At 40.3% G+C, this 25,140-nt stretch carries 21 protein-coding genes; 12 read left to right on the forward strand and 9 right to left on the reverse strand.

What is annotated here, in order from left to right:
* Window positions 1-22 precede the first annotated feature (22 nt).
* The 5 genes from KHS79_RS01635 to KHS79_RS01655 all read left to right on the forward strand — a co-directional run bounded on the left by KHS79_RS01635 (window position 23) and on the right by KHS79_RS01655 (window position 6,375).
* Complete coding sequence (locus KHS79_RS01635) at window positions 23-1,423, forward strand: sigma-54-dependent transcriptional regulator (RefSeq protein ID WP_212716109.1); 1,401 nt, start codon at window positions 23-25, stop codon at window positions 1,421-1,423.
* 276 nt (window positions 1,424-1,699) lie between these two features.
* Window positions 1,700-2,686, forward strand: coding sequence for a TRAP transporter substrate-binding protein (locus KHS79_RS01640; protein ID WP_094788217.1), 987 nt, complete (start codon window positions 1,700-1,702; stop codon window positions 2,684-2,686).
* Between the two features lie 149 nt (window positions 2,687-2,835).
* Window positions 2,836-3,432, forward strand: a complete 597-nt coding sequence (locus KHS79_RS01645; RefSeq protein ID WP_094788216.1) for a TRAP transporter small permease — start codon at window positions 2,836-2,838, stop codon at window positions 3,430-3,432.
* Window positions 3,429-4,811: a TRAP transporter large permease gene (locus KHS79_RS01650; RefSeq protein ID WP_212716111.1), complete on the forward strand. Its 1,383-nt coding sequence runs from the start codon at window positions 3,429-3,431 to the stop codon at window positions 4,809-4,811. The genes KHS79_RS01645 and KHS79_RS01650 overlap by 4 nt, the downstream gene beginning before the upstream one ends.
* A gap of 283 nt (window positions 4,812-5,094) precedes the next feature.
* Window positions 5,095-6,375 carry a phage tail-collar fiber domain-containing protein gene (locus tag KHS79_RS01655; protein ID WP_212716113.1) on the forward strand — a complete coding sequence of 427 codons (1,281 nt, stop codon included), beginning with the start codon at window positions 5,095-5,097 and terminating at the stop codon, window positions 6,373-6,375.
* Window positions 6,376-6,675: 300 nt separating this feature from the next.
* Here the strand turns inward: KHS79_RS01655 and KHS79_RS01660 are convergent, their stop codons facing one another.
* Both KHS79_RS01660 and KHS79_RS01665 read right to left on the reverse strand, forming a co-directional pair.
* Window positions 6,676-6,891 (reverse strand): hypothetical protein, encoded by a 216-nt coding sequence (locus KHS79_RS01660; protein WP_212716115.1) that lies wholly within the window; start codon window positions 6,889-6,891, stop codon window positions 6,676-6,678.
* Between the two features lie 588 nt (window positions 6,892-7,479).
* Window positions 7,480-8,289 carry a pentapeptide repeat-containing protein gene (locus KHS79_RS01665; protein WP_212716116.1) on the reverse strand — a complete coding sequence of 270 codons (810 nt, stop codon included), beginning with the start codon at window positions 8,287-8,289 and terminating at the stop codon, window positions 7,480-7,482.
* 222 nt (window positions 8,290-8,511) lie between these two features.
* On the opposite strand from KHS79_RS01665, the gene KHS79_RS01670 reads away from it, so the two are divergent.
* On the forward strand, window positions 8,512-9,399 hold the full coding sequence (locus KHS79_RS01670; protein ID WP_212716118.1) for a hypothetical protein: 888 nt from the start codon (window positions 8,512-8,514) through the stop codon (window positions 9,397-9,399).
* A 104-nt stretch (window positions 9,400-9,503) separates the two neighbouring features.
* On the opposite strand, the gene KHS79_RS01675 is transcribed toward KHS79_RS01670, so the two are convergent.
* Window positions 9,504-10,250, reverse strand: coding sequence for a substrate-binding periplasmic protein (locus KHS79_RS01675; protein ID WP_212716120.1), 747 nt, complete (start codon window positions 10,248-10,250; stop codon window positions 9,504-9,506).
* Between the two features lie 789 nt (window positions 10,251-11,039).
* Between KHS79_RS01675 and KHS79_RS01680 the strand changes: the two genes are divergently transcribed.
* The 4 genes from KHS79_RS01680 (at window position 11,040) to KHS79_RS01695 (ending at window position 15,720) form a co-directional block, all read left to right on the forward strand.
* Entirely contained in the window at window positions 11,040-11,984 is a 945-nt protein-coding gene (locus tag KHS79_RS01680; protein ID WP_212716122.1) for an ABC transporter ATP-binding protein, read from the forward strand.
* Complete coding sequence (locus KHS79_RS01685) at window positions 11,984-12,718, forward strand: ABC transporter permease subunit (protein WP_094788207.1); 735 nt, start codon at window positions 11,984-11,986, stop codon at window positions 12,716-12,718. The genes KHS79_RS01680 and KHS79_RS01685 overlap by 1 nt, the downstream gene beginning before the upstream one ends.
* An 11-nt stretch (window positions 12,719-12,729) precedes the next feature.
* Complete coding sequence (locus KHS79_RS01690) at window positions 12,730-14,802, forward strand: GldG family protein (protein ID WP_212716125.1); 2,073 nt, start codon at window positions 12,730-12,732, stop codon at window positions 14,800-14,802.
* 192 nt (window positions 14,803-14,994) lie between these two features.
* Window positions 14,995-15,720 carry a substrate-binding periplasmic protein gene (locus KHS79_RS01695; protein ID WP_212716127.1) on the forward strand — a complete coding sequence of 242 codons (726 nt, stop codon included), beginning with the start codon at window positions 14,995-14,997 and terminating at the stop codon, window positions 15,718-15,720.
* Window positions 15,721-15,787: 67 nt separating this feature from the next.
* Here KHS79_RS01695 and KHS79_RS01700 read toward each other — a convergent pair whose 3' ends face one another.
* Together KHS79_RS01700 and brnQ are read right to left on the reverse strand one after the other, a co-directional pair.
* Window positions 15,788-16,063, reverse strand: a complete 276-nt coding sequence (locus tag KHS79_RS01700) for a hypothetical protein (protein ID WP_212716129.1) — start codon at window positions 16,061-16,063, stop codon at window positions 15,788-15,790.
* A 230-nt stretch (window positions 16,064-16,293) separates the two neighbouring features.
* Window positions 16,294-17,622 (reverse strand): branched-chain amino acid transport system II carrier protein, encoded by a 1,329-nt coding sequence (gene brnQ / locus KHS79_RS01705; protein WP_212716131.1) that lies wholly within the window; start codon window positions 17,620-17,622, stop codon window positions 16,294-16,296.
* Between the two features lie 242 nt (window positions 17,623-17,864).
* Here brnQ and KHS79_RS01710 point away from each other — a divergent pair, with 242 nt between their 5' ends.
* Both KHS79_RS01710 and KHS79_RS01715 read left to right on the forward strand, forming a co-directional pair.
* Window positions 17,865-18,137 (forward strand): hypothetical protein, encoded by a 273-nt coding sequence (locus KHS79_RS01710; RefSeq protein WP_212716133.1) that lies wholly within the window; start codon window positions 17,865-17,867, stop codon window positions 18,135-18,137.
* 571 nt (window positions 18,138-18,708) lie between these two features.
* Window positions 18,709-20,100 (forward strand): cellulase family glycosylhydrolase, encoded by a 1,392-nt coding sequence (locus KHS79_RS01715; RefSeq protein ID WP_212716135.1) that lies wholly within the window; start codon window positions 18,709-18,711, stop codon window positions 20,098-20,100.
* 91 nt (window positions 20,101-20,191) lie between these two features.
* Here the strand turns inward: KHS79_RS01715 and KHS79_RS01720 are convergent, their stop codons facing one another.
* The 4 genes from KHS79_RS01720 to nrdA form a co-directional block, all read right to left on the reverse strand.
* Complete coding sequence (locus KHS79_RS01720; protein WP_094788201.1) at window positions 20,192-20,671, reverse strand: hypothetical protein; 480 nt, start codon at window positions 20,669-20,671, stop codon at window positions 20,192-20,194.
* A gap of 225 nt (window positions 20,672-20,896) precedes the next feature.
* Window positions 20,897-21,184 (reverse strand): class I ribonucleotide reductase maintenance protein YfaE, encoded by a 288-nt coding sequence (gene yfaE / locus KHS79_RS01725; RefSeq protein WP_212716137.1) that lies wholly within the window; start codon window positions 21,182-21,184, stop codon window positions 20,897-20,899.
* Window positions 21,185-21,356: 172 nt separating this feature from the next.
* On the reverse strand, window positions 21,357-22,487 hold the full coding sequence (gene nrdB, locus KHS79_RS01730; protein WP_212716138.1) for a class Ia ribonucleoside-diphosphate reductase subunit beta: 1,131 nt from the start codon (window positions 22,485-22,487) through the stop codon (window positions 21,357-21,359).
* 149 nt (window positions 22,488-22,636) lie between these two features.
* Window positions 22,637-24,907, reverse strand: coding sequence for a class 1a ribonucleoside-diphosphate reductase subunit alpha (gene nrdA / locus KHS79_RS01735; RefSeq protein ID WP_212716147.1), 2,271 nt, complete (start codon window positions 24,905-24,907; stop codon window positions 22,637-22,639).
* Window positions 24,908-25,140 lie beyond the last annotated feature (233 nt).

Genomic DNA, 25,140 nt, shown 5'->3' on the forward strand with positions numbered 1-25,140 from the left:
AGATGTGGTAGAGAATTATTATATGAAAAGTGATCTTTCCCGTTTTAATTCCGCACCAGAAAGTGAGGTATTAAAGCAGGTTTTTTTTATCGATGATGATGAAGATATTCGTCTTGTTGTAGAGCAAACGTTAACATTAGCTGATATGTGCATTAAATGTTTTGCTTCTGGCGAGGAGTGTTTACCATTAGTTCATGAAAACTGGCCTGGCGTAATCGTTACCGATTTGCACATGCCTAGGATGGACGGGATGATGCTTTTCAGACAGTTAAATGAGTTAGATCCGGAGCTACCCATTATTTTATTAACGGGGCATGGTGATATCAGCACTGCTGTTACCGCCATTAGAGCCGGGGTGTATGACTATATAGAAAAACCGTTTAGCCAAACACATTTTGTTGATGTAATTCATCGAGCTTTAGAAAAACGTAGTTTGACATTGGAAAATAGATCTTTACGGGAAGAAATCTTTGCTCAGGGTGCTCCAGGTCCACGTATTCTAGGTAATACTTCAGTTATCAAACAGTTACGTCGTTTAGTACAACAAGTGCTGGATGCGCCTGCAGATATTTTATTGCAAGCTGAAACGGGCTGTGGAAAAGAACTTATTGCCCGTTTTTTACATGAGCATAGTGTCAGGCAGGCTCATCCTTTTGTCGCTATTAATTGTGGCGCACTCCCAGAAGCATTGATTGAAAGTGAGTTATTTGGTCATACTCAAGGTGCTTTTACGGGGGCGAGCAAGAGCCGAAAAGGAAAGTTTGAGTATGCTAATGGTGGCACTTTGTTTTTAGATGAAATTGAAAGTATGCCAGTTAACTTACAAGTAAAACTGTTACGCGTTTTGGAAGAACGACAGGTTGAACGGCTTGGTACAAATGAACTGATACCGATTGATATACGTGTTATCGCCGCCACGAAAGAAAATTTAAAAAAACGATCAGAAGAAGGGTTGTTCAGACTGGACTTGTATTACCGTTTAAATGTCGTAATAATTAATATCCCTGCGTTAAGAGATCGGAAAGAAGACATTTTACTACTTTTTCAACATTTTACATCATTAGCAGGTGCCCGCTATGGTCATGAGGTCATTCCTCTATCATTTGCTCAGCGTCAAGCTTTATTAAATCATGACTGGCCTGGGAATGTTCGAGAATTAAGAAATATTGCTGAGCGCTACGTATTATTGGGTGAAAGTGCTGAGTTTGATATTGATGGGGGGGGTGCAATATCATCCAATTTAATTGAAACGGAAAAGCTAACCTCTAAAGTGGAAGCCTACGAGCGAGCTTTATTAGAAGATGCCTTAATTCGCCACCAAGGACGTCTTAAAACAGTCATGGATGAGTTGGGATTAGCACGTAAGACACTTTACGATAAATTAAAAAAACATGGCTTAAATCGAGCTGAGTACTCTAAGTAAAAAAATATACCCTTCATGAACTATTTGTTTAAATGGGTGGATTTCCACCCATTCACAAGTTGTTGACGTGTCATATACTACTCATTACCTGCCTACATTGTTGCTAACTAACTGATTTATAAAGTTTATTTTTTTGGCGCAAGGTTTGCCTATTCAATACCCTGTCATGTCAGTAAGGCATGATAAGCCCATGTTGCAAGATGTACTTTGGTACATATTCGTCATGGGGCTAAGCCTATGAGTAACAAACATATAGAATAAGAAAGAGGGAGTAACATGCGTAAACTAATAACAACGATGTGCTGTATATTTTCGATGGTTGCTGGTGGACTGAATGCGGCACCTATCGAAATTAAGTTCTCTCATGTAGTAGCCGAAAATACGCCTAAGGGTAAGATGGCTATACGCTTCAAAAAACTCATTGAACAACGTTTACCAGGAAAAGTTAAAGTAAGTGTCTTTCCTAATGCTCAACTATTTAATGATGATAAAGTATTGGAAGCAATCATTTTAGGTGATGTGCAACTTGCAGCTCCCTCTTTATCTAAACTTGAAACTTACACGAAAAAGTTTCAAGTCTTTGATCTGCCTTTCTTATTTGATGATATGCAGGCTGTAGAGCGATTTCAGCAAAGTGAGGAAGGGCAAAAATTGCTGACTAGCCTGGAAAGCAAAGGCTTGACAGGTCTAGGGTATTTACATAATGGCATGAAACAATTGTCGGCTAATGAACCACTCTATGATCCTGCAGATGCCAAAGGAAAAAAATTCCGGGTGATGGCATCAGATGTATTAGCTGCACAATTTCAAGTGGTTAATGCTAACCCTGTAAAAAAACCTTTCTCTGAGGTGTTTACATTATTACAGACAAAAGCGATTGATGGACAGGAAAATACCTGGTCAAATATTTACTCAAAAAAGTTTTTCGAGGTGCAGTCACATATTACAGAAACAGATCATGGTGTGCTTGACTATATTGTTGTTACCTCAAAAGAATTCTGGGCAGGATTACCTTCTGATATTCGTCCTGTTGTAGAAAAAAGCTTACAAGAAGCGATTACTTTTGGTAATCAAGTCGCGTTGCAAAAAGATGAGCAAGATAAACAAGCTATTATTGCCAGTAAAAAATCAACCGTTATTGAGCTAACATCCTCTCAGCGCCAACAGTGGAAACAGGCAATGGCTCCAGTATGGAAGGAATTTCAAGATGAAATTGGTGCCGATCTGATTGAAGCTGCTCAAAAAGCTAATCAAATTAATTAGATTGTTAACCTGCAATATTTTTATGCATGCTAAGGAAAGTATGCATAATAAATGAGTTGATAAATCAGGTGATTTTATACTCATAATGAATCATTTTTAGGTGTCAAAATAAAATTGATTCGCGAAGGGCATAATTGAGGGGAAATAGCATGATTAGGCATTACCTTGCTATTGTTGAGGCGGCCATTATTCGTTTGTTATTAGTGGGTATGACTTTATTAGTTTTTTTGGAAGTTATACTCCGTTTTGTATTTAATACGGGCTGGCTATGGATGGAGGAGGTGACCCTGTATTTAGGGGCATGGTTTGTGTTGTTTGGTGTTTCCTATGGTTTAAAGGTAGGTGCACATATTGGAGTAGATGCATTGGTGCGTCTATTTCCCAGTGAAGTGCGTCGTTGGATTTCAGTGTTTGCTGTATTAGGCTGTTTATTTTACTGTGGAGTTTTATTATACGGTAGTTGGATCTATTTAGGTAAATTAAAATTAATTGGCTTGACAATGGAGGATGTTCCTCTTCCCAAGTGGCAGGCGATGAGTATTTTATTCGGTGGTTTTGTATTATTAGCACTTAGGTTAATGTCACTGCTATGGATGTTGTTTTCCCGACAAGTTGATGGATTTGAATTATTAGATGAAGCAGAAGAAAGCCTGGCATTAGCTCAAGAAGAAACTAAATCTACGCCCAAAGAATCTCCTGAGGTCAGGATGTCATCTGATGTTTCACCTATAGGGAGTAAATTATGACTACCGCCACCTTATTTTTATTATTATTGTTGTGTATATTAACAGGGATGCCTATTGCTTTAGCTTTGGGTATTGCGAGCGTGTCAACGATATTATTATTTTCTAATGACTCCCTGGCTTCAATTGCGCTTAAAATATTTGAGTCTACATCCAGCCATTATACGTTGTTAGCAATTCCATTTTTTATTTTATCATCGGTTTTTCTTTCAACAGGAGGCGTTGCCAAGCGGCTTATTAATTTTGCTGTGGCTGGTGTGGGACATGTGCGAGGTGGTTTGGCCATGGCATCGGTGGTTGCTTGTATGCTATTTGCAGCAGTTTCCGGCTCTTCTCCCGCAACAGTAGCAGCAATAGGCAGTATTGTTATTGCTGGTATGGTTCGCTCTGGTTATTCTCAGTCTTTTGCCGCAGGTGTCATTGCTAATGCAGGTACTTTAGGTATATTAATTCCACCTTCTATTGTGATGTTGGTATATGCTGCTGCCACAGAAGTCTCTGCTACACGGATGTTTATGGCAGGTTTAATTCCTGGTTTACTCATGGGAGGCATTTTATTAGTTGCGATTTATTTGTTTGCACGCAAACGCCGCTATCCTTCACAACCATTTCCTGGTTGGCGAATACTGGTGAAAACGGGGTTAATTGCAGCAGGGGGGCTATTTCTCATCGTGTTGGTCCTAGGTGTCATATATGGTGGTATTGCCAGCCCTACTGAAGCTGCTGCGGTAGCTGCCGTTTATGCTTTCTTAATAGCTGTAATAGGCTATCGAGATATGGGACCATTAAGAGATACGCCGTGGCATTTTCAAGGTGAAAGTGTAGCCCGTGCTGTTTGCAGAAATTTCTGGCAAATTACCTGGGCAATTCCGCGGTCTTTTTTTGATCGAGAAGTGAATAATGTGGTTATGGACGCAGCAAAAGTTAGTTTAATGCTGTTGTTTATTATTGCTAATGCAATGTTATTTGCCCATGTGTTGACGACTGAACGTATTCCACATGCTATTGCTGAAACAATAGTGAGTATGGGGCTTCCTCCTTGGGCCTTTTTACTTGTAGTGAATTTATTATTGCTTGCTGCAGGTAATTTTATGGAGCCTTCAGCTATAGTACTGATTATGGCACCTATTTTGTTTCCGATCGCTACTCAATTAGGTATTGATCCAATTCACTTGGGTATCATTATGGTCGTGAATATGGAAATAGGCATGTTAACGCCACCTGTGGGGCTAAACTTATTTGTGACGGCTGGTATTACTCAACAAAGCATTGGTTGGGTTATTAAAGCCGCTTTACCATGGTTAGGTTTACTATTAATATTTTTGGGGCTTGTAACGTACATCCCTGCAATTTCATTGTTTTTGCCTGATCTACTAAATTAAATAGCTTTTAACTCAACAGGTTCTTAGCAAGTCTGGTGGCTGATGTAAAAATTAGCTGCCAGCAAAGTATGAAATTTGTGCAGCGTATAACTATTCTATTGTATCCATACCCTCAGCGAAGGCTATATTTGCCTACTTTTTTCATGATGTATAAAGAGTGTACATAAATAAAAGTGTATGTTCTTTATACGAAAAAGATGAAAGATTTCACCTGATGTTACTTTTAAAAAAAGGAGAGAATCAGGCCAACAGATAACTTTATTTGATATTTTAATAGTAAACTATGACAAAACAATATTACAACTTACTCACCAAAACAGGTAAATCAAAGTTAACCAATGCAGCATTACTCGGTGGTGCCTTAAAACTCACTAAAATAAAAGTAGGGGATGGTGGTGCTGATGAAGGTAAAGAAACATTCCCAAGTGAATCAACAACCCGTTTAGTCAGAGAACGCTGGGCAGGTAACTTAACTAATCTCTATATTGATCCACATAATAAAAACTGGGTTGTTGCTGAGGCAATAATCCCTGTAGATGTTGGTGGTTTTTATGTAACAGAATTTGGGTTATATGATGAGCAAGGGGATTTAATTTGCATAGGTAAATACCCAAGTACTTATAAACCACTAATTCCACAAGGTAATGGTACTGCAAATAGTCTGTTTTTAAAGGTAATCTTACAGGTTGCAAACGCTAGCAATATTGATTTAAAGGTAGATTTGTCCATTGCGATGGCATCACGAGAGTATGTTGATGAGAACTTTGTATCTAAATCTGGTGGTATATTTTATGGGGATATTGGTGTTGCTGGTGAAATTTATACAGGGATAAACCATGATAAACGTGTTTACCATGAAGGCCATAAGCCAACCAAGTTTGATGTAGGGCTAGGTAACTTACCTAATGTTAAGTCCGATGCAATAAGTGATAATAGCTCTGATAAGCTGGCAACAGTTAAAGCTGTAAAAAAGGTTTATGATAAAGTTGTTAAGCATGAGAATGCGATTAATCCGTACCCTCAGTATTCTATGCCACCAGGTATGATTATTTCTATACCAGCAGTGAAACCTCCGGAAGGTTTTTTAAAGGCAGATGGCGCGATCGTTCATAGATCAGATTATCCAGCACTGTGGGCGTTTGCTCAGTCAAGTGGAAATTTAGCGACAACTGAAAATAAAAAAGAAGCTGGAATGTTTGGCCCAGGTGATGGCTCAACCACATTTAGTTTGCCTGATTTAAGAGGTGAATTTATTCGAGGGTGGGATGAAGAGAGAGGCGTTGAGAAAGCTCGCAAGTTGGGTTCTGCTCAAAAAGGGACATTATATAGCTTTGATACAAATAATGATGCAGTCTGGAATACTTCAACATCCGTTAAAGAAAAACTGGAGGCACAAGAAAAAGTTGGGGTTGATAATTATGATACGAGTGATTATTCAAATCTATATCTAACGGCTTCCAGCAAATCTTCTAGTCTAAAATTGCCTGGAAACGCTGGTGGTGGAGGTTACTCTGGCGTTGTCAGACCGAGAAATATAGCATTGCTTTATTGTATTAAGTATTAAAGGTTATATTTTTTTGGGAAAAGTAATGCAGGGGTATTATACTAGGCAGTCTCATTTTAGCTTATTTTTAGAATAACTATGTTCTGCAGCACCTTTGCCCAAAGTCGGGATAACCCTCATCGAACAGGCCGTCAATCCATCCTTGGAGGCTTGGTTGCCGCATCCTTGCGGCAAACAGTTCGACGAGGGTTATCCCGCCTTTGTCTGTCATGGGTCACCATCTTGAATTTATACTACAAGTGTAGAATGGTGATTAAGTATTACAAAAAGTGGGCTAGCAGAATTTGAAAACGCGTAAAACTATTCTAAATTTTTTATCAAAAGTTGATCTTCTGATAGGTGAGGAAATTTTTTACGGATCAAATCTGCAGCTTCTTGAAAGGATGTTTCTGTATAAACACTCCACTGACCAGATTCATCAATTATTTCTACATCGTAAAAAGCCTCGTGCAGGAATTCATCAATGGCTTTATACTCTTTGCTTTCATCTGCAAGCTCAACGTCAAATAAAGCCATCTCTTACCCCTTTAAAAGAACAAGCATTAATAGAAGTATAGCTAATTCAGGAAAGATGACCGTTGTTTGAGGCTAATATTACAATTTTTTTAATAAGTTAAGGGTGTCTCTAAAAATAGTGATTTTTTGTTAGAACAAGGCAGCCCTGCTCGGAGGAGTACGGTATATACACCCAATAAGAATGGTTTTTAGGTGCGGTCATCGAGTGACGAAGCCCCATGAGCCTATATTAATAGGTGATTGGGGTGAGGAGAGAAGATAACAAAACCTAGAAATCATTCGTGAAGGGTATATGCAATTATAAACAAGGCTTACGCCCTGATAGGGCTCAAGAGTAGTATGTGACGTTTCGTTATGATCCTGATAGATATAACATGGAAGCTGTTTATTGCTGATAGGTATAAAAATACAAAAAGGTAAGCTTCAACAGAAGCTTACCTAAAAACTGCGTGATTGCGTCATTAGGATCAAGACAAATACACTATAAATATTTATCTATACAAGCCTGTTAAACATCAATAGCAGTGCGTTTAAACTTATTTTATAACTATTAAACAAATAGTTTTCTGGTTTGTAATAAAAGACTGTTTAATTACAAACGCCAGGGTTTGGACCTTCCTTTAAGCAAAAGCCAATTGAGCCTTCATGGCATAAATCCCCATCTATCCAGGTCGCACCACAAAAGTTTGCCTGTTCTAAGTTGGCTCCCTCTAAATTAGCTGATGTTAAGTTTGTGTTACGAAAGTCTGCATAGGATAAATTAGCATTTGATAAATTGGCATGACTAAAGTTTGAGCTTATGAGTTGAGCATGTTGCAGTGTTGCATTATTGAAGTTTGAATAGCTGTAATTTGATGAGCCTGCCTCAGCGCCTTCAATTGAAGCATGACTAAAGTTTGCATATTTAAAGTCAGTTTCAGCCATCATGGTATAGCTTAAGTTTGCGTTTTGTAAGTTTGCTGCAGAAAAGTCAGCAAAAAATAAGGATGCACCTGTTAAGTCGCTATTGGATAAGTTTGCTTGAATTAATTTGGCGCTGGATAGGTTGGCTACATTTAAGGTTGATTTTTCTAAGTTGGCAAAAGACATATTGGTGTTTTGAGCGTCGGCATAATACAGTATTGCCCCTTTCATGTTGGTAAATTTAAGATCAGCATTGTTTAAATACACACCATACATGTTAGTATTACTTAGATTAGCATGAGTTAATGTCACTCCATTATAGTCCTTGCGGGGAATACTATTGCCTTGAGTTAAGTCAGCATCACTAAGGTCACACTTTGAAAGATCCTTTACGCTATTTATGGCATTTTCATAGCATGTTTGGTCGTAGGCATTTACAAAAGTAGAGATAGTTAATAAACCACAAAGGCTTAAAACTGATTTATTAATAAACATAATCCTTGTTCTCCTTGAACGATCGTGTGATGGTGTATTATACCTAAAAATCCTTCGTTTTGGGTATATATACGGTATTCATGGTGACTATGATTAACTGACAACCTATCCATGAACTTATTTAGGATTTAATAATCGAACGCTTTATTTATTGAGCTTTAGGTACAATTCATTAGGAGTAGAGATAGGTGGAATATCGTTGTAATAAAAGGCATACAGTGGATGTGTGACGAAAATAGTTCTTTGGTGCTTGATGGCTGCCTTGTTCAAAGCAAGAGTAGAGTTTCATCAATGACTTTTAGGCAAGGGGTTGTGTTGTCTCTTTGTCTTCATGTTTTAGTATTCGGGATTGTGTATAAGGTAGGGCTCTTTTCAAATGATAAGACCATACATCAAGGCTACTCAAAGAAATTAATTATTGAAATTGTAAATAAAAGTGCTAGGGAAAATGTTAAGCAGTCTTCTGCTGTAAAAAAAGCTAGATTAATAGCTTCTGATGGTGTATTACAGAAAAGCAAGGTAGTAAATAATTCAAAAGCTAATAATCTTAATAAAGAAAAATATAACAGGTCAAAGAAAGAAGAACTGATTGTTGAAAATGATATAGCTATTTCTAACAAAAAACAAAATCAGAAAGGTGATCATAAAAGCAATGTTAAAGTTGATGCTAGTGAAGTGAGCTCTCAAACTAAACGAATTTCTTATGGTGATATATTAAAACAGGTAGAGCAATTAGATTCGTCACTAAGCAGTGAAGATGACTTAACTACGAGTAATACCTTGATTCGAGAAAATTTTACAGTATTCTCAAAGCAGCTCAGAAATAAACTAAACGTGACTGATCGTAAGAAAAAGGAACGATATAAATATCTTGAAGGTGAACGAGTTAAAGAAGAAAATAAATATTTTGAGTTTGGTCAGGTTGGTGATACAAAGGTAGTTCGTATTAATGGAAACTGTTTTGGTGTACCTGAAGAGGATCCATTTAGTCTTTTCCAAGAAACATGGGAGCTAATGGGAGACTGTTCCAAAAAGCAACTCATTAAGTTTGAAGCTAAAACACTAAATAAGCAATATCAAGAGATGTTAAGAAAAAATAGCATAAATTAGGTAGTGTATTTACGTAGAAATTTAATTGAATAATTATTTTGATAATTTATTTAAAGTGTATTATTTACAGTATGTCCTTTGGGGTTATTTGATCTTTGCTTCATTTAATGTCTTAGCCATTTGTCGTATATTTTTTGTACTTGGCCATTATTCCTCATTGTATCAACGGCATCAAAAATACTTTCGGCAACATTGTCAGGGAAGTGTAACCCTGTTGCAATATAGACACGTTTTATAGCTCCAATAGATGGTCCTTGTTGTAAGTCACTTGTGCTTTGTCCAATTTCTTTCCACGAGTACAGTACAATAACATCAGAATCAGCAATGATGTTATACCTTTTATTTATCATTTTTAGTGCATTTGTTTTCGCAGTTTTTGCTCCGCTATCAAGTTTTAATTCAAGTTTTTCAAGCATGGATATTATAGCATGACCATGAACTACACCAATGGTTTCGTTTTTTATTTCATCAATTGATTGTATGGGGGATGCTCTGTTGTATGTATAAAAGCGATACTCAGTTGGCATAATTTCCGCAATCCATTTGAACTTATCTTCTCGTATAGGTGAACGTGTAAAGGGAATAATAGCGACTAATTCATTTTTAGACTGTTGAACTCTCAGTATTGCTCTAGGCCAAGGAACATCAAAAGAAAATTTAAAGTTTGGTGCTCCATACTTAGTGGCTTCATTAAGAATATCGACAGCAATTCCAACTGGTTTTCCGTCAATTACTCCACAATAAGGCATTGCTTCAAGACCATAAACGGAAACTGTTGTCGCAAAAAGATGCTTACTAACTGACAGTTGTGCTAGAAGTAACAAAGTGACAACGCTCTTTGCTTTTGTCATTTATTCCTTTCCTGATGAGTTTCTGATACATAGTATAGTGGACCCTGAAAACAGTATGCATTCAATAAGTCTCTCTTGGTGGACGTTATCGAGGTTTTGGATAACGGTGATTTAAAAAGAGGCATTGGTTTCGATATACCATTGTCCTGAAGGCACGGTATCCTTGCTTTAGTTTATTATTTTCTATTTTAGTATTTTTGTCCGGTTATTATTCCAGCTGATCAAAGGGGTTTTCATTAGCCTTTATGTTTGACTGTATGGTCTTTTTGTTTGAGAGTGGCTACTAAGCGATAGAGTTGTCTTCTAGCGCTTGTTCCAACACATACATAAAGTAGCGTCTAATTAAAACCATATAAAGTATAAGGGATACCATGAAAGTGTGGTTTGTCTATTCGTAAGGTGGTATATGACAACTGTGATGGAGAAATCTAAAATGTTAACGGTCTATACTGAGGTGCTGATGGGACTGATTTTGAGGCGCTTTTGTTAAAGTGTCACTATTGAACGAGTAAAGTGTCTATCTCATTAGCATTTAGAGGCACAATCTTTCAGTAAAGAGAAGGAAAGCTCTTTATCCATCTATAGCTACTTATAGCCCTAGTGTAGGGTATAAGAAAGAGTTAGCTTCTCTTCTGTTATGGCCTCCCGATAATTTTGACCAGCGTGGTATCACGGTGAGATTTACTCAGTATTGAACACTAGGCGTAACTTGAAAAAATCATCTTCGCCAACATATTAGGTTCCCACGTAAGGAATCGAACGGTTTATTACAAGACAAGTTGCAAGCTTATGATAAAGATCGAGCACCTTAGCAAAAACTTTGACTACTTTGAGGCAGTTAAAGATATTTCGTTCTCCGTATCTCCTGGAGAAGTGTTGGGCTTTCTGGGACCCAATGGGGCTGGGAAGTCGACGACGATGAAAATGATTTGCGGCTTTTTAACGCCAAGTAAAGGGGCGATATCCGTCTTTGAACATGATGTAGTCAAAGACCCACTAGCCGCGAAACAACTAATTGGCTACTTGCCTGAGGGAGCACCTGCATATGCTGATATGACGACCCTGCAGTATTTACGTTTTATTGGTGAAATTCGTGGTTTTAAAGGCGCTGAGCTTCAACAGCGTATTGATAAGGTTGTAGAGGACCTGGCTTTGCATAGTGTGATTACTCGCCGTATTGAAAATCTATCCAAAGGTTTTAAACGAAGGGTGGGTATTGCCCAGGCGATATTACATGACCCTAAAGTGCTGATTTTAGATGAGCCTACTGATGGTCTCGACCCAAATCAAAAGCATCAAGTGCGTAACCTGATTCGAAATTTATCTAAAGATAAGATAGTTATTATTTCCACGCATATTTTGGAAGAGGTGAGTGCTGTATGTAATCGGGCCATTATTATTGCCAAAGGTGAGTTGGTAGCAGATGGTAAACCTGCCGAGCTGGAAGCTCGTTCACGCTATCACCACGCTGTCACACTACAGGTGGATACTGCCAACAATGTGTTGGATGATCTAACGGCGTTAGATGCGGTAGCCGAGGTAGAAGTCAGCCCAGAAAGCACTAAGCGATTCACCCTGATTCCTAAGTCAGGTGCGGAAGTTTTCTCTGGCGTGAATAAGCTTATTCAGGATAAAGGTTGGGTGGTTGAACAGCTTTTTGTAGAACGTGGTCGGCTTGATGATGTCTTTCGCAATGTCACCATGAAAGAGTCACAGGCAGAGGAGGTTGCCTGATGGGCAAAGTAGGTATTATTTTTAGACGTGAATTAGGCAGTTATTTTGCCACACCACTGGCGTATATTTTTATTGTGATTTTTTTATTGCTTACCAGTGTTTTTACTTTTTACATTGGTGGCTTTTATGAGCGACGACAAGCGGATTTGTTACCCTTTTTTGATTTTCACCCCTGGTTGTATTTATTTTTAATACCTGCTATTGCCATGCGCTTGTGGGCTGAAGAGCGTAAGTCTGGGACATTAGAATTACTGCTAACTTTGCCTATTACGCTGCGCGATGCAGTGCTGGCCAAGTTTTTGGCTGCCTGGGCGTTTACGGGAATAGCTCTGGCTTTGACATTTCCTATCTGGATCACGGTGAATGTGTTGGGTAATCCTGACAATGGAGTCATTATTGCCAGTTATTTGGGTAGCTGGTTAATGGCCGGTGCTTTTCTGTCGATTGGCTCCTGTATGTCAGCACTGACCAGTAATCAGGTCATTGCTTTTATCCTTACCGTAGTCGTGTGCTTTATCTTTGTTGTCGCCGGTTCAGCGCTAGTTCTGGACTTTTTTCAGTCTTGGGCACCCACCATGTTGCTTGATACCGTTGCTTCACTAAGTTTTCTGACGCACTTTACTGCAATTAGTAAAGGTGTACTCGACTTACGTGATTTGTTGTATTTCCTGATTATGATTGCCGCCTGGTTATTTGCAACCGCAGTCATTATTGATATGAAAAAAGCAGATTAAGGAGTGGAGAAATGACCAGGAAACTCTTTTCTCGTGCAGGTTTATTAATTTTGGCAGTATCTGTACTGCTGTTGGTGTTATTGGTTAACAACGTAGTTAAAAACTGGCGGGCTGATTTAACCGAAGATAATTTATATACGTTATCTGATGGTACCCATAATATGCTGCGTAATTTGCAGCAACCCGTTAAGTTGGAGCTGTTTTTCTCTAACAAGCTGACTAAGGACTTACCGCGTTTACGGAGCTACGCGAAGCGAGTACGAGAGCTGTTGGAGGAATATTCGCTTATTGCGGGTGATAATCTTAACTTTGAAGTGATCGATCCCGAGCCCTTTTCAGAGTCTGAAGATAAAGCCGCTGAATATGGCTTGCAGGCAGTACCCACTAGCTTAGGTGGACCTGAAGTTTATTTTGGTCTAGCAGCTACAGGTGATTCAGGCAATCGGGAAGTCATTGAGTTTTTTCAGCTGGATAAAGAAGAATTTCTTGAGTACGACATCAGTAAGCTGATTTATGCCGCCAGCCAGAAAGAAAAACCAAAGCTCGCGTTAGTCGCGGGTCTTCAGGTTGATGGTGGGTTTAACCCGATGACGCGTCAGCCTTCACAACCTTGGGTCGCTGTTTCCCAGCTGGATATGCTGTTTAATGTTGAGCGGCTGGGATTAGACTTCAATAAAATCAATGATGATGTGGATTTGCTGATTGTTATCCACCCTAAAGATATTTCTGATGATGCGCAGTATGCGATTGATCAGTTTGTACTGGGTGGTGGTAATGCGTTGATTTTTGTCGATCCTGTAGCCAGCCAAGATACGGGTGGAGGCGGTATGATGGCCTTTGGCCCTAAAGCCTCTAACCTGGAAGCTTTATTCAAGGCCTGGGGACTCACCATGACTAAAGATAAAGTGGTGGGAGATGCCAAACATGCGTTATCAATCAGCCAAGGCCAAGGCCAGCGTCCTACACGTCACTTAGGTATTGTTGGTTATGGCAAAGACAACTTTGCCAAAGATGAAGTCGTTATGGCGGATTTGGAAGTCATTAATTTTGCTACAGCAGGTGCTTTAGCACCTATTGAAGGGGCTGTGACTACATTTACACCGTTGATCCAGTCCAGCGATGAGGCCATGCTGATTGATGCCAGTAAGTTTGCCTTTTTGCAAAACCCAAGCACATTGTTTAATGACTTTAAGCCAACGGGTGAACATTATACCGTTGCTGCTCGGATTCAAGGCCCAGTAAAAACGGCATTTCCTGATGGTCCTCCAGAGAAAAAAGAGGAAGAAGCTAATCCTGATGATAAGGAAAGTGCTGATTCAGCAGGCAAAACAGATGGTGAGGAGGCTGTAGCGTCATCGGGTAATGCGACTGCTGATAAAGCCACTGCTGATGATGGAGCCAAAGCTGGGGAGGCAAAAGTAGAAGAAGTTGCTAAAGCTGATGCTAATGCTGCAGAGGTTGCTAAAGATCAGGATGCTGCAGAAGATAAAGAAGAAGAGGTGTTATTCCCTGACCCATTAACGGCTTCAAAAGGTGATATCAACGTTGTCGTAATTGCAGATACCGATGTGTTGGGCGATCCCCTTTGGGTCAGTGTTCGTCAGTTCTTTGGACAAACTTTTGCGCAACCCTTTGCGGGTAATGGCGATTTGTTCATTAACTCGGTTGATAACATGCTTGGTAATGCGGACTTGATCAGTATCCGAGGTAGAGGTCAGTTCTCTCGTCCTTTTGATCTGGTTGATGCCATTGAGCGTGAAGCGGAAAATAAATTCCGTGAAAAAGAGCGTGAGTTGCAGAAACAACTGGAAGAAACTGAGAGCAAACTGGCTGATTTACAGGCTAGTAAGGATGGTGAAGAAAAGCTCACGTTAAGCCCAGAGCAAAAGGAGACGTTAGAGCGCTTTCAAGCAGAGAAGTTACGTATTCGTAAAGACTTAAGAGAAGTTCAACACCAGCTTGGACAGGATATTGAAGAGTTAGGCACTTTAATCAAGTTGCTTAATATCTTATCTATCCCCTTATTGTTGACTCTCTTATTAATGGGTAATCACTTTATCCAACGTCGTCGGCACTTAGCCTAGTTTATATTTTTTAAAATAAAGTGATTTCTTGTGAGTTTGAGCCCAGCCATTGTGCTGGGTTTTTTTATGTGTCCAAAAAACGCAGTCAACAATACTCTGCTGACGTATTTTTTAAAAAGAAACTGTATAGCAACTATTATTAAACTAACCCATTTTTCAGAGTTTGATGATTTTTGTTAGTAAGGCGGTTTCATGCTTAAAGCTGTAGTGTGGCGATTGGCTTTCATGTGGTTTTGCGTTGGCCTTTTCTCAAAGGTGAATGCTGCAGAGCCATTTGTTTTGGTAACGCTGAATGATCAGGACAAAAACCACGTACGCTTGATGAAGCAAGTATTGGTAGATGCGTATGCTGAGCTTGGCATGGAGATTGATCTGCGACTGTTACCAAATAAGCGTTCACTTGAGGCTGTAAACTCAGGGTTGGCTGATGGTGAGGGTGGGCGGATTGCGGGGATGGAGAAAGTGTATCCTAATCTTGTAATGGTGTCTGAACCTTTGTTTAGCTTGAAGGTACTCGCTTACACGAAAAAGCTTGATATAAAAATCGATGGCTGGAAAAGCTTAAAGCCATACCGTGTAGGCGTTTTAAGGGGAGCTAAATACGCTGAGTATGGAACAAAAGGGATGAAGCGTGTGTTATTAGGCTCTTTTGGCACCCAGTTGTTTAAAGCGCTTGAGGCGGATAGGGTGGATGTTGTAGCAATTCATGAATCAAATAATTTAGCGCTTTCAGGCGTAAAAGGAATAAAAGTACTTCAACCACCGTTACAGGAAATCATTATTTTTCACTATTTAAATAAAAAGCATAAAAAACTAATACCTGCACTAAACTGCGCAATTAAACAGGTCAAACATCGCATTAATAAAGAGGTTGTGGGCAAGTTAGAAAAGAGCTGCCAAGCTCTAATGAATAATTGACGGTGTTAAAAAATTAAGTTTTCAGAAAAAGTTCGAAGGTTGAGGCCAATGGCCTCTTATTAGTTATTTATGGGGTAAGCCCTTTGCTGGTTTTTAATGTGACTTTATCATCCACAAATTTGATACTGATCTGTTTTTTATTATCACCCCAAAAACAGTTTTTAAACAGGGAGAGGGATTCACAGTTATCTGGCTCTCCAAGAATCGTGGTGACATCGCTATAAGCCATTGCCACTTCAATTTTTTCAAAGTTCTCTTGCGTAACCTTGTTGCAGCCTGTTAGCAATAGTGAAGTGATTGCTGCCAGGCTAAGTGCCTTTATACTATTTGCCATATACTTCATGATTAAAAAATCTCATTTAAAGTAGATTAGGTCATGGATTATAGCGGACCCTTCAACACTGTCGTGTGAGTCAGTTCATTTAAAAAGCAATGAAGACAAATCGTAATGTAGCATGCACTGAGAGAGAAGAAGGTGTAGGGAGGGGTGATATTGAGTGTTTGAAGATACTCAGGCAAATAAGCACGTTGCTTAATTGCCTGAGAAAAGGCTGTAAGTAAAGATAACGCTATTTATGCTGCTGCAGCCTCAGCTTGCTCACTGGATCTCATAAGGTGGCTGATGATAAAGCCTATTAGTAACCCAGCGATACCAGGCACAACCCAAGCTAAGCCTTGAGCATGGAAAGGTAGTGAGCTGTATACATCAATCATTGGCGTTACCAGGCTGGCGTCAGCGGCTTTGACACCTTCAAACAGACTGACTGGAAGTACTGCAAGTAGCGTGCAACTGAAGACAACCCGCGGACGGTTAAACAGTGGACGCATCAGGCATAAGAAGATAATGGCAATCGCCAGTGGGTAAATGAAAAACAGTACAGGGATAGACAGTGTAATTAATTGGCTTAAGCCCACATTCGCAATAATGCCACTCATTACAGTAAAGATAATGACATAGGTGCGATAGGATAGCTGTGGGAATGTTTTATGGAAATATTCACCACAAGCCGTCATCAGTCCAACAGCCGTACTTAAACAGGCCAGGGTAATGGTTAAACCAAGAATGATGTTACCTGCATCACCGTAGATTGCATTGGTGTAAATTTGAATAATCTCACCACCGCTCGCGGCATTACTTGCAATTAACTGGCTGGTGGCTCCTAGGTAGCCAAGGGAAATATAGACCAGTGATAGACCTAGTGCTGCAATCAGACCTGCATAGATGGTATAGCGAGTGAGATAGCGACGCTCAGAAACGCCTTTATCACGAAGAGCCGTAATAATGACGATACCAAATGCCAAACCGCCCAGAGCATCCATGGTCAAATAGCCTTCTTTAAAGCCATGGGAAAAGGGGGCTGCTAGAGTTTCACTTGGTGCACCCAGTGGACCTTGTGGCGCAAACACAGTGCCAAGCGCAATGGCTGCAATCACCAGCACCAGTAAGGGGGTGATAATTTTACCAATAGAATCAACCAACTTTCCTGGGAAGAGCGCTAAAGCCAATGTGATGCCAAAATAGACAACAGAGTATATGGGAAGAGCAGCCTGGCTGTCTGAAATGGTTTTTACACTCATTTCAAATGCTACGACGGCTGTTCTTGGGGATGCGAAGAAAGGACCGATAATTAGATATATGGCTAAACCTAAAGCAACAGAGACTTTAAAAGGAAGGTCTTGAGTAAGCTCTGTTAGGCCTCCATTCATCCTCGCGGCAGCGACGAGTCCTAAGAGGGGTAACCCAACACCTGTTAGAAGAAAGCCAAAGATCGCTACGGCTAAATCTGTACCAGCCATTTGTCCTAAGGCAGGAGGGAAGATTAAATTACCAGCCCCCAGAAACAGGGCAAATGTCATTAAACCGACAGCAATGATGTCGAAACTTTTTAACTTACTATTCACGAATGAACCCTATCAATCTATGTTCAGTTTCTAATGGACTACTTGCTCATGGGCTATTGCTTTAACATCAAACGCATCTGCTTTGTGCCTTAGCACGATGTCAATGCTTGATTATCTTGCCAATATGCCCGATTGACTGATCCATGACTGAGGATTACGAAACAGAGTACTGAATATGTTGGATAAGCCACACTCAATTACTACCTAGCCTGTGGGTTGATCAGGCTGTTTCTGCGAGTTACTTGGGTAAAGCAACATGCTTAACGCAAACCCCAGTGCATTCTGTTCGTAAACCTCTGGCCATGCTGGTTGCTGAGTCTCATGATTTGATTTTCAGCCACCTTCATAATCAGTTAGTCATCACCATGAGGTTAAACGACCCGTCTGCACAAGCTGTATCTATTGTACCTGCTGGAATTTCCACCAGGATAGGCAAGAAGCAAATAAAAACAATGGTGGAATCTGCTTATTTTTCCAGCGAAAGGGGTATAGGTCAGGGTAAAGTACTGTTTTAAACGTGACAAAGGTTTGTAGTTGATAATCTTTATCATTTCTAGATCCCTGTTGTTCTCGTATTGGGGCATCCATCAATGGTTTTTACAAATATCTGGTAATAGCACCTTAGGTAAGCTGGCTTTACATAAATGTGCGACTGAAGTGCTAGTAATGCCAATACAGCAAAATGGTATGTTTAAGAATGCCCTATTCTTATTGTTATTATAGGGGGCTTGTTTAGCCCCTCTTGTGTTTATTAAGAACCACTATCTTACAGTTAATCAGCATTATTTTTGAAACGCCAGCATTATTTATGACTGTAAAAGGCTTATGAAGGAATAATTTCCAATTAGTCTATCCATATGTGAATGTTTAAATACCAAAATAAAATCGCTATTCACGCTAAATTAAAGAGTTCTACTTTAAATCATTCATTTAATTATCATCTCCCTTTGCGACATTGAGTATTATTCGACAAGAAATCACCCTTAGTTTTTAACGATTTTTATAGCTTGCGATTAAGAATGATTTAGTCGCTGGGGGAAGTAGGCGTTGTTAAATAATAAAAATAATACTTACAAGGAGCAAAGCATGCGAGCGTTGCACTCAGTTCTCTTATTGATTTTTATTGTTACCTTATCAGCCTGTAAAATTGTGGCAGAAAAACCACGCTATATCACGGATGATCAGGGCCGGGCACTGATTTTACATGGATTAAACACCAGTAGTAGTGCAAAGCAGCACCCTCAACGTTTACCTTGGGTTCAACCTGAAGACATTGAAAGAGAAGCTACGCAATGGGGCTTTAATTTTGTCCGTTTACTGATTTTTTGGGATGCCATAGAGCCATCACCTGGAGTGTATGATGAGCATTATTTAGACTTAGTCGCTGAGCGTATCCGTTGGTATCAACAACAAAAGATGTATGTTTTATTGGATATGCATCAAGATTTGTATGCCATACAGTTTGGTGGTGATGGTGCCCCCGACTGGGCGGTTATTACCGATGGTTTATCTGCGCAACCACGCTCTCCTTGGTGGCTTACTTACCTTGAACCTGGTGTAACCCGCTCATTTGATAACTTTTGGCGTTATGATGGTAGCCATCGCTATTTGCAAGACCATTATGCGGCTATGTGGCGCCATGTAGCACAACGTTTTAAAGATGAGCCGAATGTGATTGGCTATGATGTAATGAATGAGCCTTATGGGGGAAGCCTTGCCTGGCCATTATTTGAACCTGTTTGGTTGAAGCCTTTTTATGAGCGAGTTATTCAGCAAATTAGGACTGTTGATAATGATACTTGGATTTTTGTTGAGCCACAGGCACTAGGTGTTAATTTTGGTGTTGCATCAGCATTGCCGGTTATTAATGATAGTCGCCAAGGTGAGAAGCGACTTGTTTATGCCCCCCACTTTTATCCCCCTTTGTTGCATGAAGGTGGAGATTATAATGGTGACTTAACCCTCTTTAAGTCCTGGGCATCAGCACGTGCCAGGGAGTTGGATAATCAACAAATGCCCCTTGTGGTTGGCGAGTTTGGTATTAGCCCTCAGCAGAAGGGCGCTGCACGTTTTATACGAGATGTGATGCAATTTGCTGACTATATGCAAGCGGGGTGGGCGCTTTGGTCAAATGATCCAGGTAGTTGGTCGCCTACAGATCAGCATGGAAATGAAACAGTGTTAGTGGATGAGTTGGTGCGGATTTATCCAAGGGCCATAGCAGGCAAGCCTAAGACTTATCTTTATGATGCGAATAAACGACATTTTACTTTGGAGTTTACTACTTCAAAGGGGATTACTGGCCCAACTGAAATTTATATACCTGCGCGTAGGCATTTCCCTGAGGGATGGACGCTTTCTGTTAATGTACCAAAACAGTTTTGGCAACAAAGCTGGGATGAACAGCGAGAAGTGTTATCCCTGTTTACTCATGGTGAGGATATTTTCTATCGAGTTGAAATTCGTTCAGCACGATAGTAGCGCTATTTAATAGACTTTTACGTGATGCTCGACTTTTTAGCCTGTTACTAGAAGCAATTGAAGTAGAACATCACGTAAATTTAACTCATTAGTTCAGCTTAACGAGCTTGGGTAAATCATTAGGCGCAACGGTATCTAGTGTCCTAATGCTAAGCTGGTTGGCATTTTGTGATAGATCTGAATTGACTTCAGTTGGTAGCTTGTACATTGCTCCTGTTGCTGGGTCAACGATAAGCATGCCAATTAGACCGCCAAATAGGATGTTTCCCCAATACCAGCCATCAACAGAACTTTCTAAATTAACCGTTAGATCATTGTAACCTTCACGGCTGAACGTAATAGTGTAGTCTGCTCCAGAAAAGTAACCATTTCCTGCATTGAGTGTTACTGTTTCTGGTGTTGAGCCTTGGTGAATTGTTTGTCCTGCTTCGTTACGAATAACAAACTTACTTGCAGTTGGTGTGCTGTTGATCGCCACAGGATAAACATCTTCACTGACAATACTGGCGCAACCAGAAATAAATGTTGTAGAGATAATGCTCGCTACAGCAAGTGTCTTTTTAAACACAATAAAGCCCCCACTTACTTCTTAATAGTAAGGTAATGTGTTGATAAAAATTATGCGGCCGCATGCGAGACTTGTTTTGTCAATTTTGGGACTGACTTACAAGTTTTTGAGTTGAGGGATTCTATGTACTTATGTGATGCAAGTAAAGTTTTTTTGTACGATCGAACTATTAAATTATTGATGAAAGACAATATCAGTGTAAGACCTATGATTATAGGTGGGTGTTTACTCGATATCTGTGTCAGTGGGGGAGGCTGGATAAGGAAGCTCTATGGTGATATCTGTTTTAGCGGTACAACAGCAGGGAAGTATTTTGCCTTTACCTATAAAGGCAATAGGCTCTTCAATATAGTCAACCTCGCCATCCAATAACGTGACCTGGCAAATACCACAAAAACCCTGACGACACTGGTATTCAGTTGCAACATTCTGTGCTTCTAAGGCTTCAAGTATTGTATGCTCGCTACGGGGAATAAAACTGAATTCGTCTTGTATTTTTATGATTTTTGCCATGGCGACATTAGGAGTATGTAGACTGTTTTAGTTGATGTAGCCTTTGCCAGGTTTCTGGGTAGCATACTATTTTCAAGGTTGGATAGGGCATCATTACAATACCCTTATCCATTCCCAGGTACTTTAGATATGCACCTGGTTTGTTATCTGCAAGTAGTGGAAAAGTTTAAAGCTATAAATCAAAGCCAGAAAAGTCGCTGTTATCAACTTCATTGTCGATAGCACCAACTAAATAAGAGCTGATCTCAGCCTCTTGAGGCGCAACTTGAACATTATCACTGACAAGCCATGCATTCATCCAAGGTAGAGGGTTCTGCTTGGTTTCAAAAGGTGCATTAAAACCAATAGCCTGCATTCGCTGATTGGTGATGTACTCAACGTATTGGCTTAGAATATCTTTGTTTAAGCCAATCATTGATCCATCCCTGAACAGGTAGCCAGCCCATTCTTTTTCCTGGCTGGCAGCATCGGTAAAGATTTTTTCGGCTAGCGGGCGAACTTCTTGAGCGATTTCTGCCATTTCAGGATCATCATCACCTGCAGCCATAATTTGCAGCATGTGCTGTGTACCTGTCAGGTGCAAAGCTTCATCCCGGGCAATGAGTTTAATGATTTTGGCATTGCCTTCCATTTTAGCCCGCTCAGCAAACGCAAAGCTGCAGGCAAAGCTCACATAAAAACGGATGGCTTCAAGTACATTCACCGCGATCAACGTTAAATAAAGCTTACGCTTTATGTCTCGTAGCGAAATTTTGACGGTTTGACCATTAATGGTGTGTTGGCCTGGACCAAGCTGCAAATAGTAGTTGGTACTGGCAATAAGGTTATCATAATAACGGGTAATATCAGTCGCCCGTTTACCAATAGCCTCATTGACAACAATATCGTCGAAGATTTGTGCTGGTTGAGGCAAAACGTTACGAATAATATGGGTGTAACTGCGGCTATGAATAGTTTCGCTGAATGACCAGGTTTCAATCCAGGTTTCCAGCTCTGGAATAGAGACCAGTGGCAGGAGTGCAACGTTGGGGGAGCGGCCTTGGATTGAGTCTAATAGCGTTTGGTATTTTAAGTTACTAATAAAAATGTGCTGTTCATGTTCGGGTAAGCTCATAAAATCCCGACGGTCCATTGAGAGGTCTACTTCTTCAGGACGCCAAAAAAATGAAAGCTGTTTTTCAATGAGCTTTTCAAAAATAGGGTAACGTTGTTGATCATAGCGGGAGACATTGACGGGTTTACCAAAAAACATGGGTTCTTTGGTAGCATCAAACTGTTCGCGATTAAAAGTAGTGTATTTCATAGAGATCATCAGGCCTGTTTTCAAGCGAACCCAGCACGAATAATTTTTAGAGAACACGGTACTTGCTTGTACGCTATGTGTGTTTCTTAAAAATTATTCGCAGTGGATATACTTTTTAAGGAATGAGGTAAGGTTTTGGCCTTAACTCATCAGATTTTACAGGCACCTCCTGCGCAACCATCATCCAGATCATCTTGAGCGTCTTTGGCACCATCACGCGTGTTGTGATAGTAAAGGGTTTTCACCCCAAGTTTGTAAGCGGTTAACAGATCTTTTAGCAGCAGTTTCATAGGCACTTTTCCGCCTTCAAAACGACTGGGATCGTAGTTGGTATTGGCTGAGATCGTTTGGTCGATGAATTTCTGCATAATGGCAACTAGCTGTAAATAGCCATCATTGCTAGGAATATCCCACAGTAATTCATAGTTTTCTTGTAGATTTTGATAGTCAGGAACGACCTGCTTTAAGATGCCGTCTTTGCTGGCTTTAATGCTGATATAGCCTCGTGGCGGCTCTATGCCGTTAGTGGCATTACTGATTTGTGAGGATGTTTCTGATGGCATTAATGCACTCAGTGTGCTGTTACGTAGGCCATGCTCACGGATTTCCTGGCGTAATGTCTCCCAGTCTAAATGCAATGGCTCACTACAGATGCTATCAACATCTTTTTTATAAGTGTCTACAGGCAAGATACCTTTTGCATAAGTTGTTTCGTTAAACTTAGGGCATGCACCAAACTCTTTGGCAAGCTTGTTAGAGGCTTGCAGTAAGTAGTATTGAATGGCTTCAAACGTACGGTGTGTTAATGCATTTGCAGAGCCATCAGAGTATTTAACACTGTGTTTAGCCAAGTAATAAGCAAAGTTAATTACACCAACACCTAAAGTGCGACGATTTAAGCTGGAATTTTCGGCGGCAGGAACCGGGTAATCCTGATATGAAAGCAAGCTATCTAGCGCTCTGACAATAAGGTCTGCAAGTGGTTCAAGCTCATTGAGGTTGTCGATGGCGCCGAGGTTGAATGCAGCTAACGTGCACAGAGCTATTTCACCCTCTGGGTCGTCAATTCGTGTTAACGGTTTAGTGGGTAATGCAATTTCCAAACATAAATTACTTTGTCGAATAGGCGCTTGCTTCGCATCAAATGGACTATGCGTGTTGCAGTGATCTACGTTTTGCAGATAAATTCGACCCGTACTGGCACGCTCGGCGGCAAACAATGAGAATAATTCAACTGCTTTTACAGTACGTTTGCGTATATTTTCATCTTTTTCGTATTGGGCATACAGTTGCTCGAATTTTTCCTGATCCTCAAAAAAAGCATCATATAAACCAGGTACATCAGAAGGGCTGAACAGCGTGATATGCTCACCATTAATCAGGCGCTGATACATCAGTCGGTTGAATTGGACACCATAATCAAGATGACGAACACGGTTTTCTTCAACCCCACGGTTATTTTTAAGTACTAATAACGATTCTACTTCCAGATGCCAAAGGGGATAAAATAAGGTTGCAGCGCCGCCACGAACGCCTCCCTGAGAGCAACTTTTAACCGCAGTCTGAAAGTGCTTATAAAAAGGAATACAGCCGGTGTGGTAAGCTTCACCACTACGGATTGCACTGCCCAGTGCTCGAATACGTCCTGCATTAACACCAATCCCTGCACGCTGACTGACGTATTTTACAATGGCGCTGGCCGTTGCATTAATCGAGTCTAATGAATCATCGCACTCAATCAGTACACATGAGCTGAATTGGCGTGTCGGCGTACGGACACCTGCCATAATAGGTGTAGGTAGCGATAGCTTAAACAAAGAAACTGCATCATAAAAACGTTGAATATAATCCAGTCTTGTTTTTTTCGGATAACGGCTAAATAGACAAGCACCTATTAAGATATACAAAAACTGAGGGCTTTCGTAGTATTCACCAGTGACTCGGTTTTGGACGAGGTATTTGCCTTCCAACTGTTTGACGGCGGCATAACTGAAGTTCATGTCCCGCTGATGTTGGATAAAGCTGTCCATCTGATCAAACTCTTCCTTGGTGTAATCAGACAACAGGTGGCGATCATATTTACCTAGATCGACAACACGGCAGACATGTTCATACAGGGTTGGAGGCTCAAACTGGCCATAGGCCTTTTTGCGTAAGTGATAAATGGCCAAACGGGCAGCCAAATACTGATAATCTGGGGCCTCAGTTGAGATCAAGTCTGCAGCGGATTTGATAAGTGTTTCATGGATATCGGCGGTTTTTATACCATCGAAAAACTGAATGTGAGACTTAAGCTCAACCTGTGACACAGAGACATTATTTAAGCCCTCAGCCGCCCAGGTAATAACCCGGTGAATTTTTTCAAGATCAAGTGGGTCTTTACGCCCATCACGTTTGGTAACCAGAAGGTTGTTGTTCATGTAGCCAATTACCTAATAAAGCAGTACCAGGTCGAAAAAAATCCACATAACAACGCCTTGACTACAAATGTAAGTCAATGAATCAGTAGGGTGACAGAAGGTCCGTGTCAGTTGACAACAAAGAGGGGAGAAAACCTCTAAGACTGCTGGATAACGCTTGGCTGCATTATCAAACAAGATATTCTACTTAATGATTTGTTGTGCTAGGCGCTGATGTGTGCTCAGTAAAATTT

Origin of the sequence: Zooshikella ganghwensis (genome assembly GCF_018263875.1) — a bacterium.
In the GTDB taxonomy this organism is placed as follows: domain Bacteria; phylum Pseudomonadota; class Gammaproteobacteria; order Pseudomonadales; family Zooshikellaceae; genus Zooshikella; species Zooshikella ganghwensis.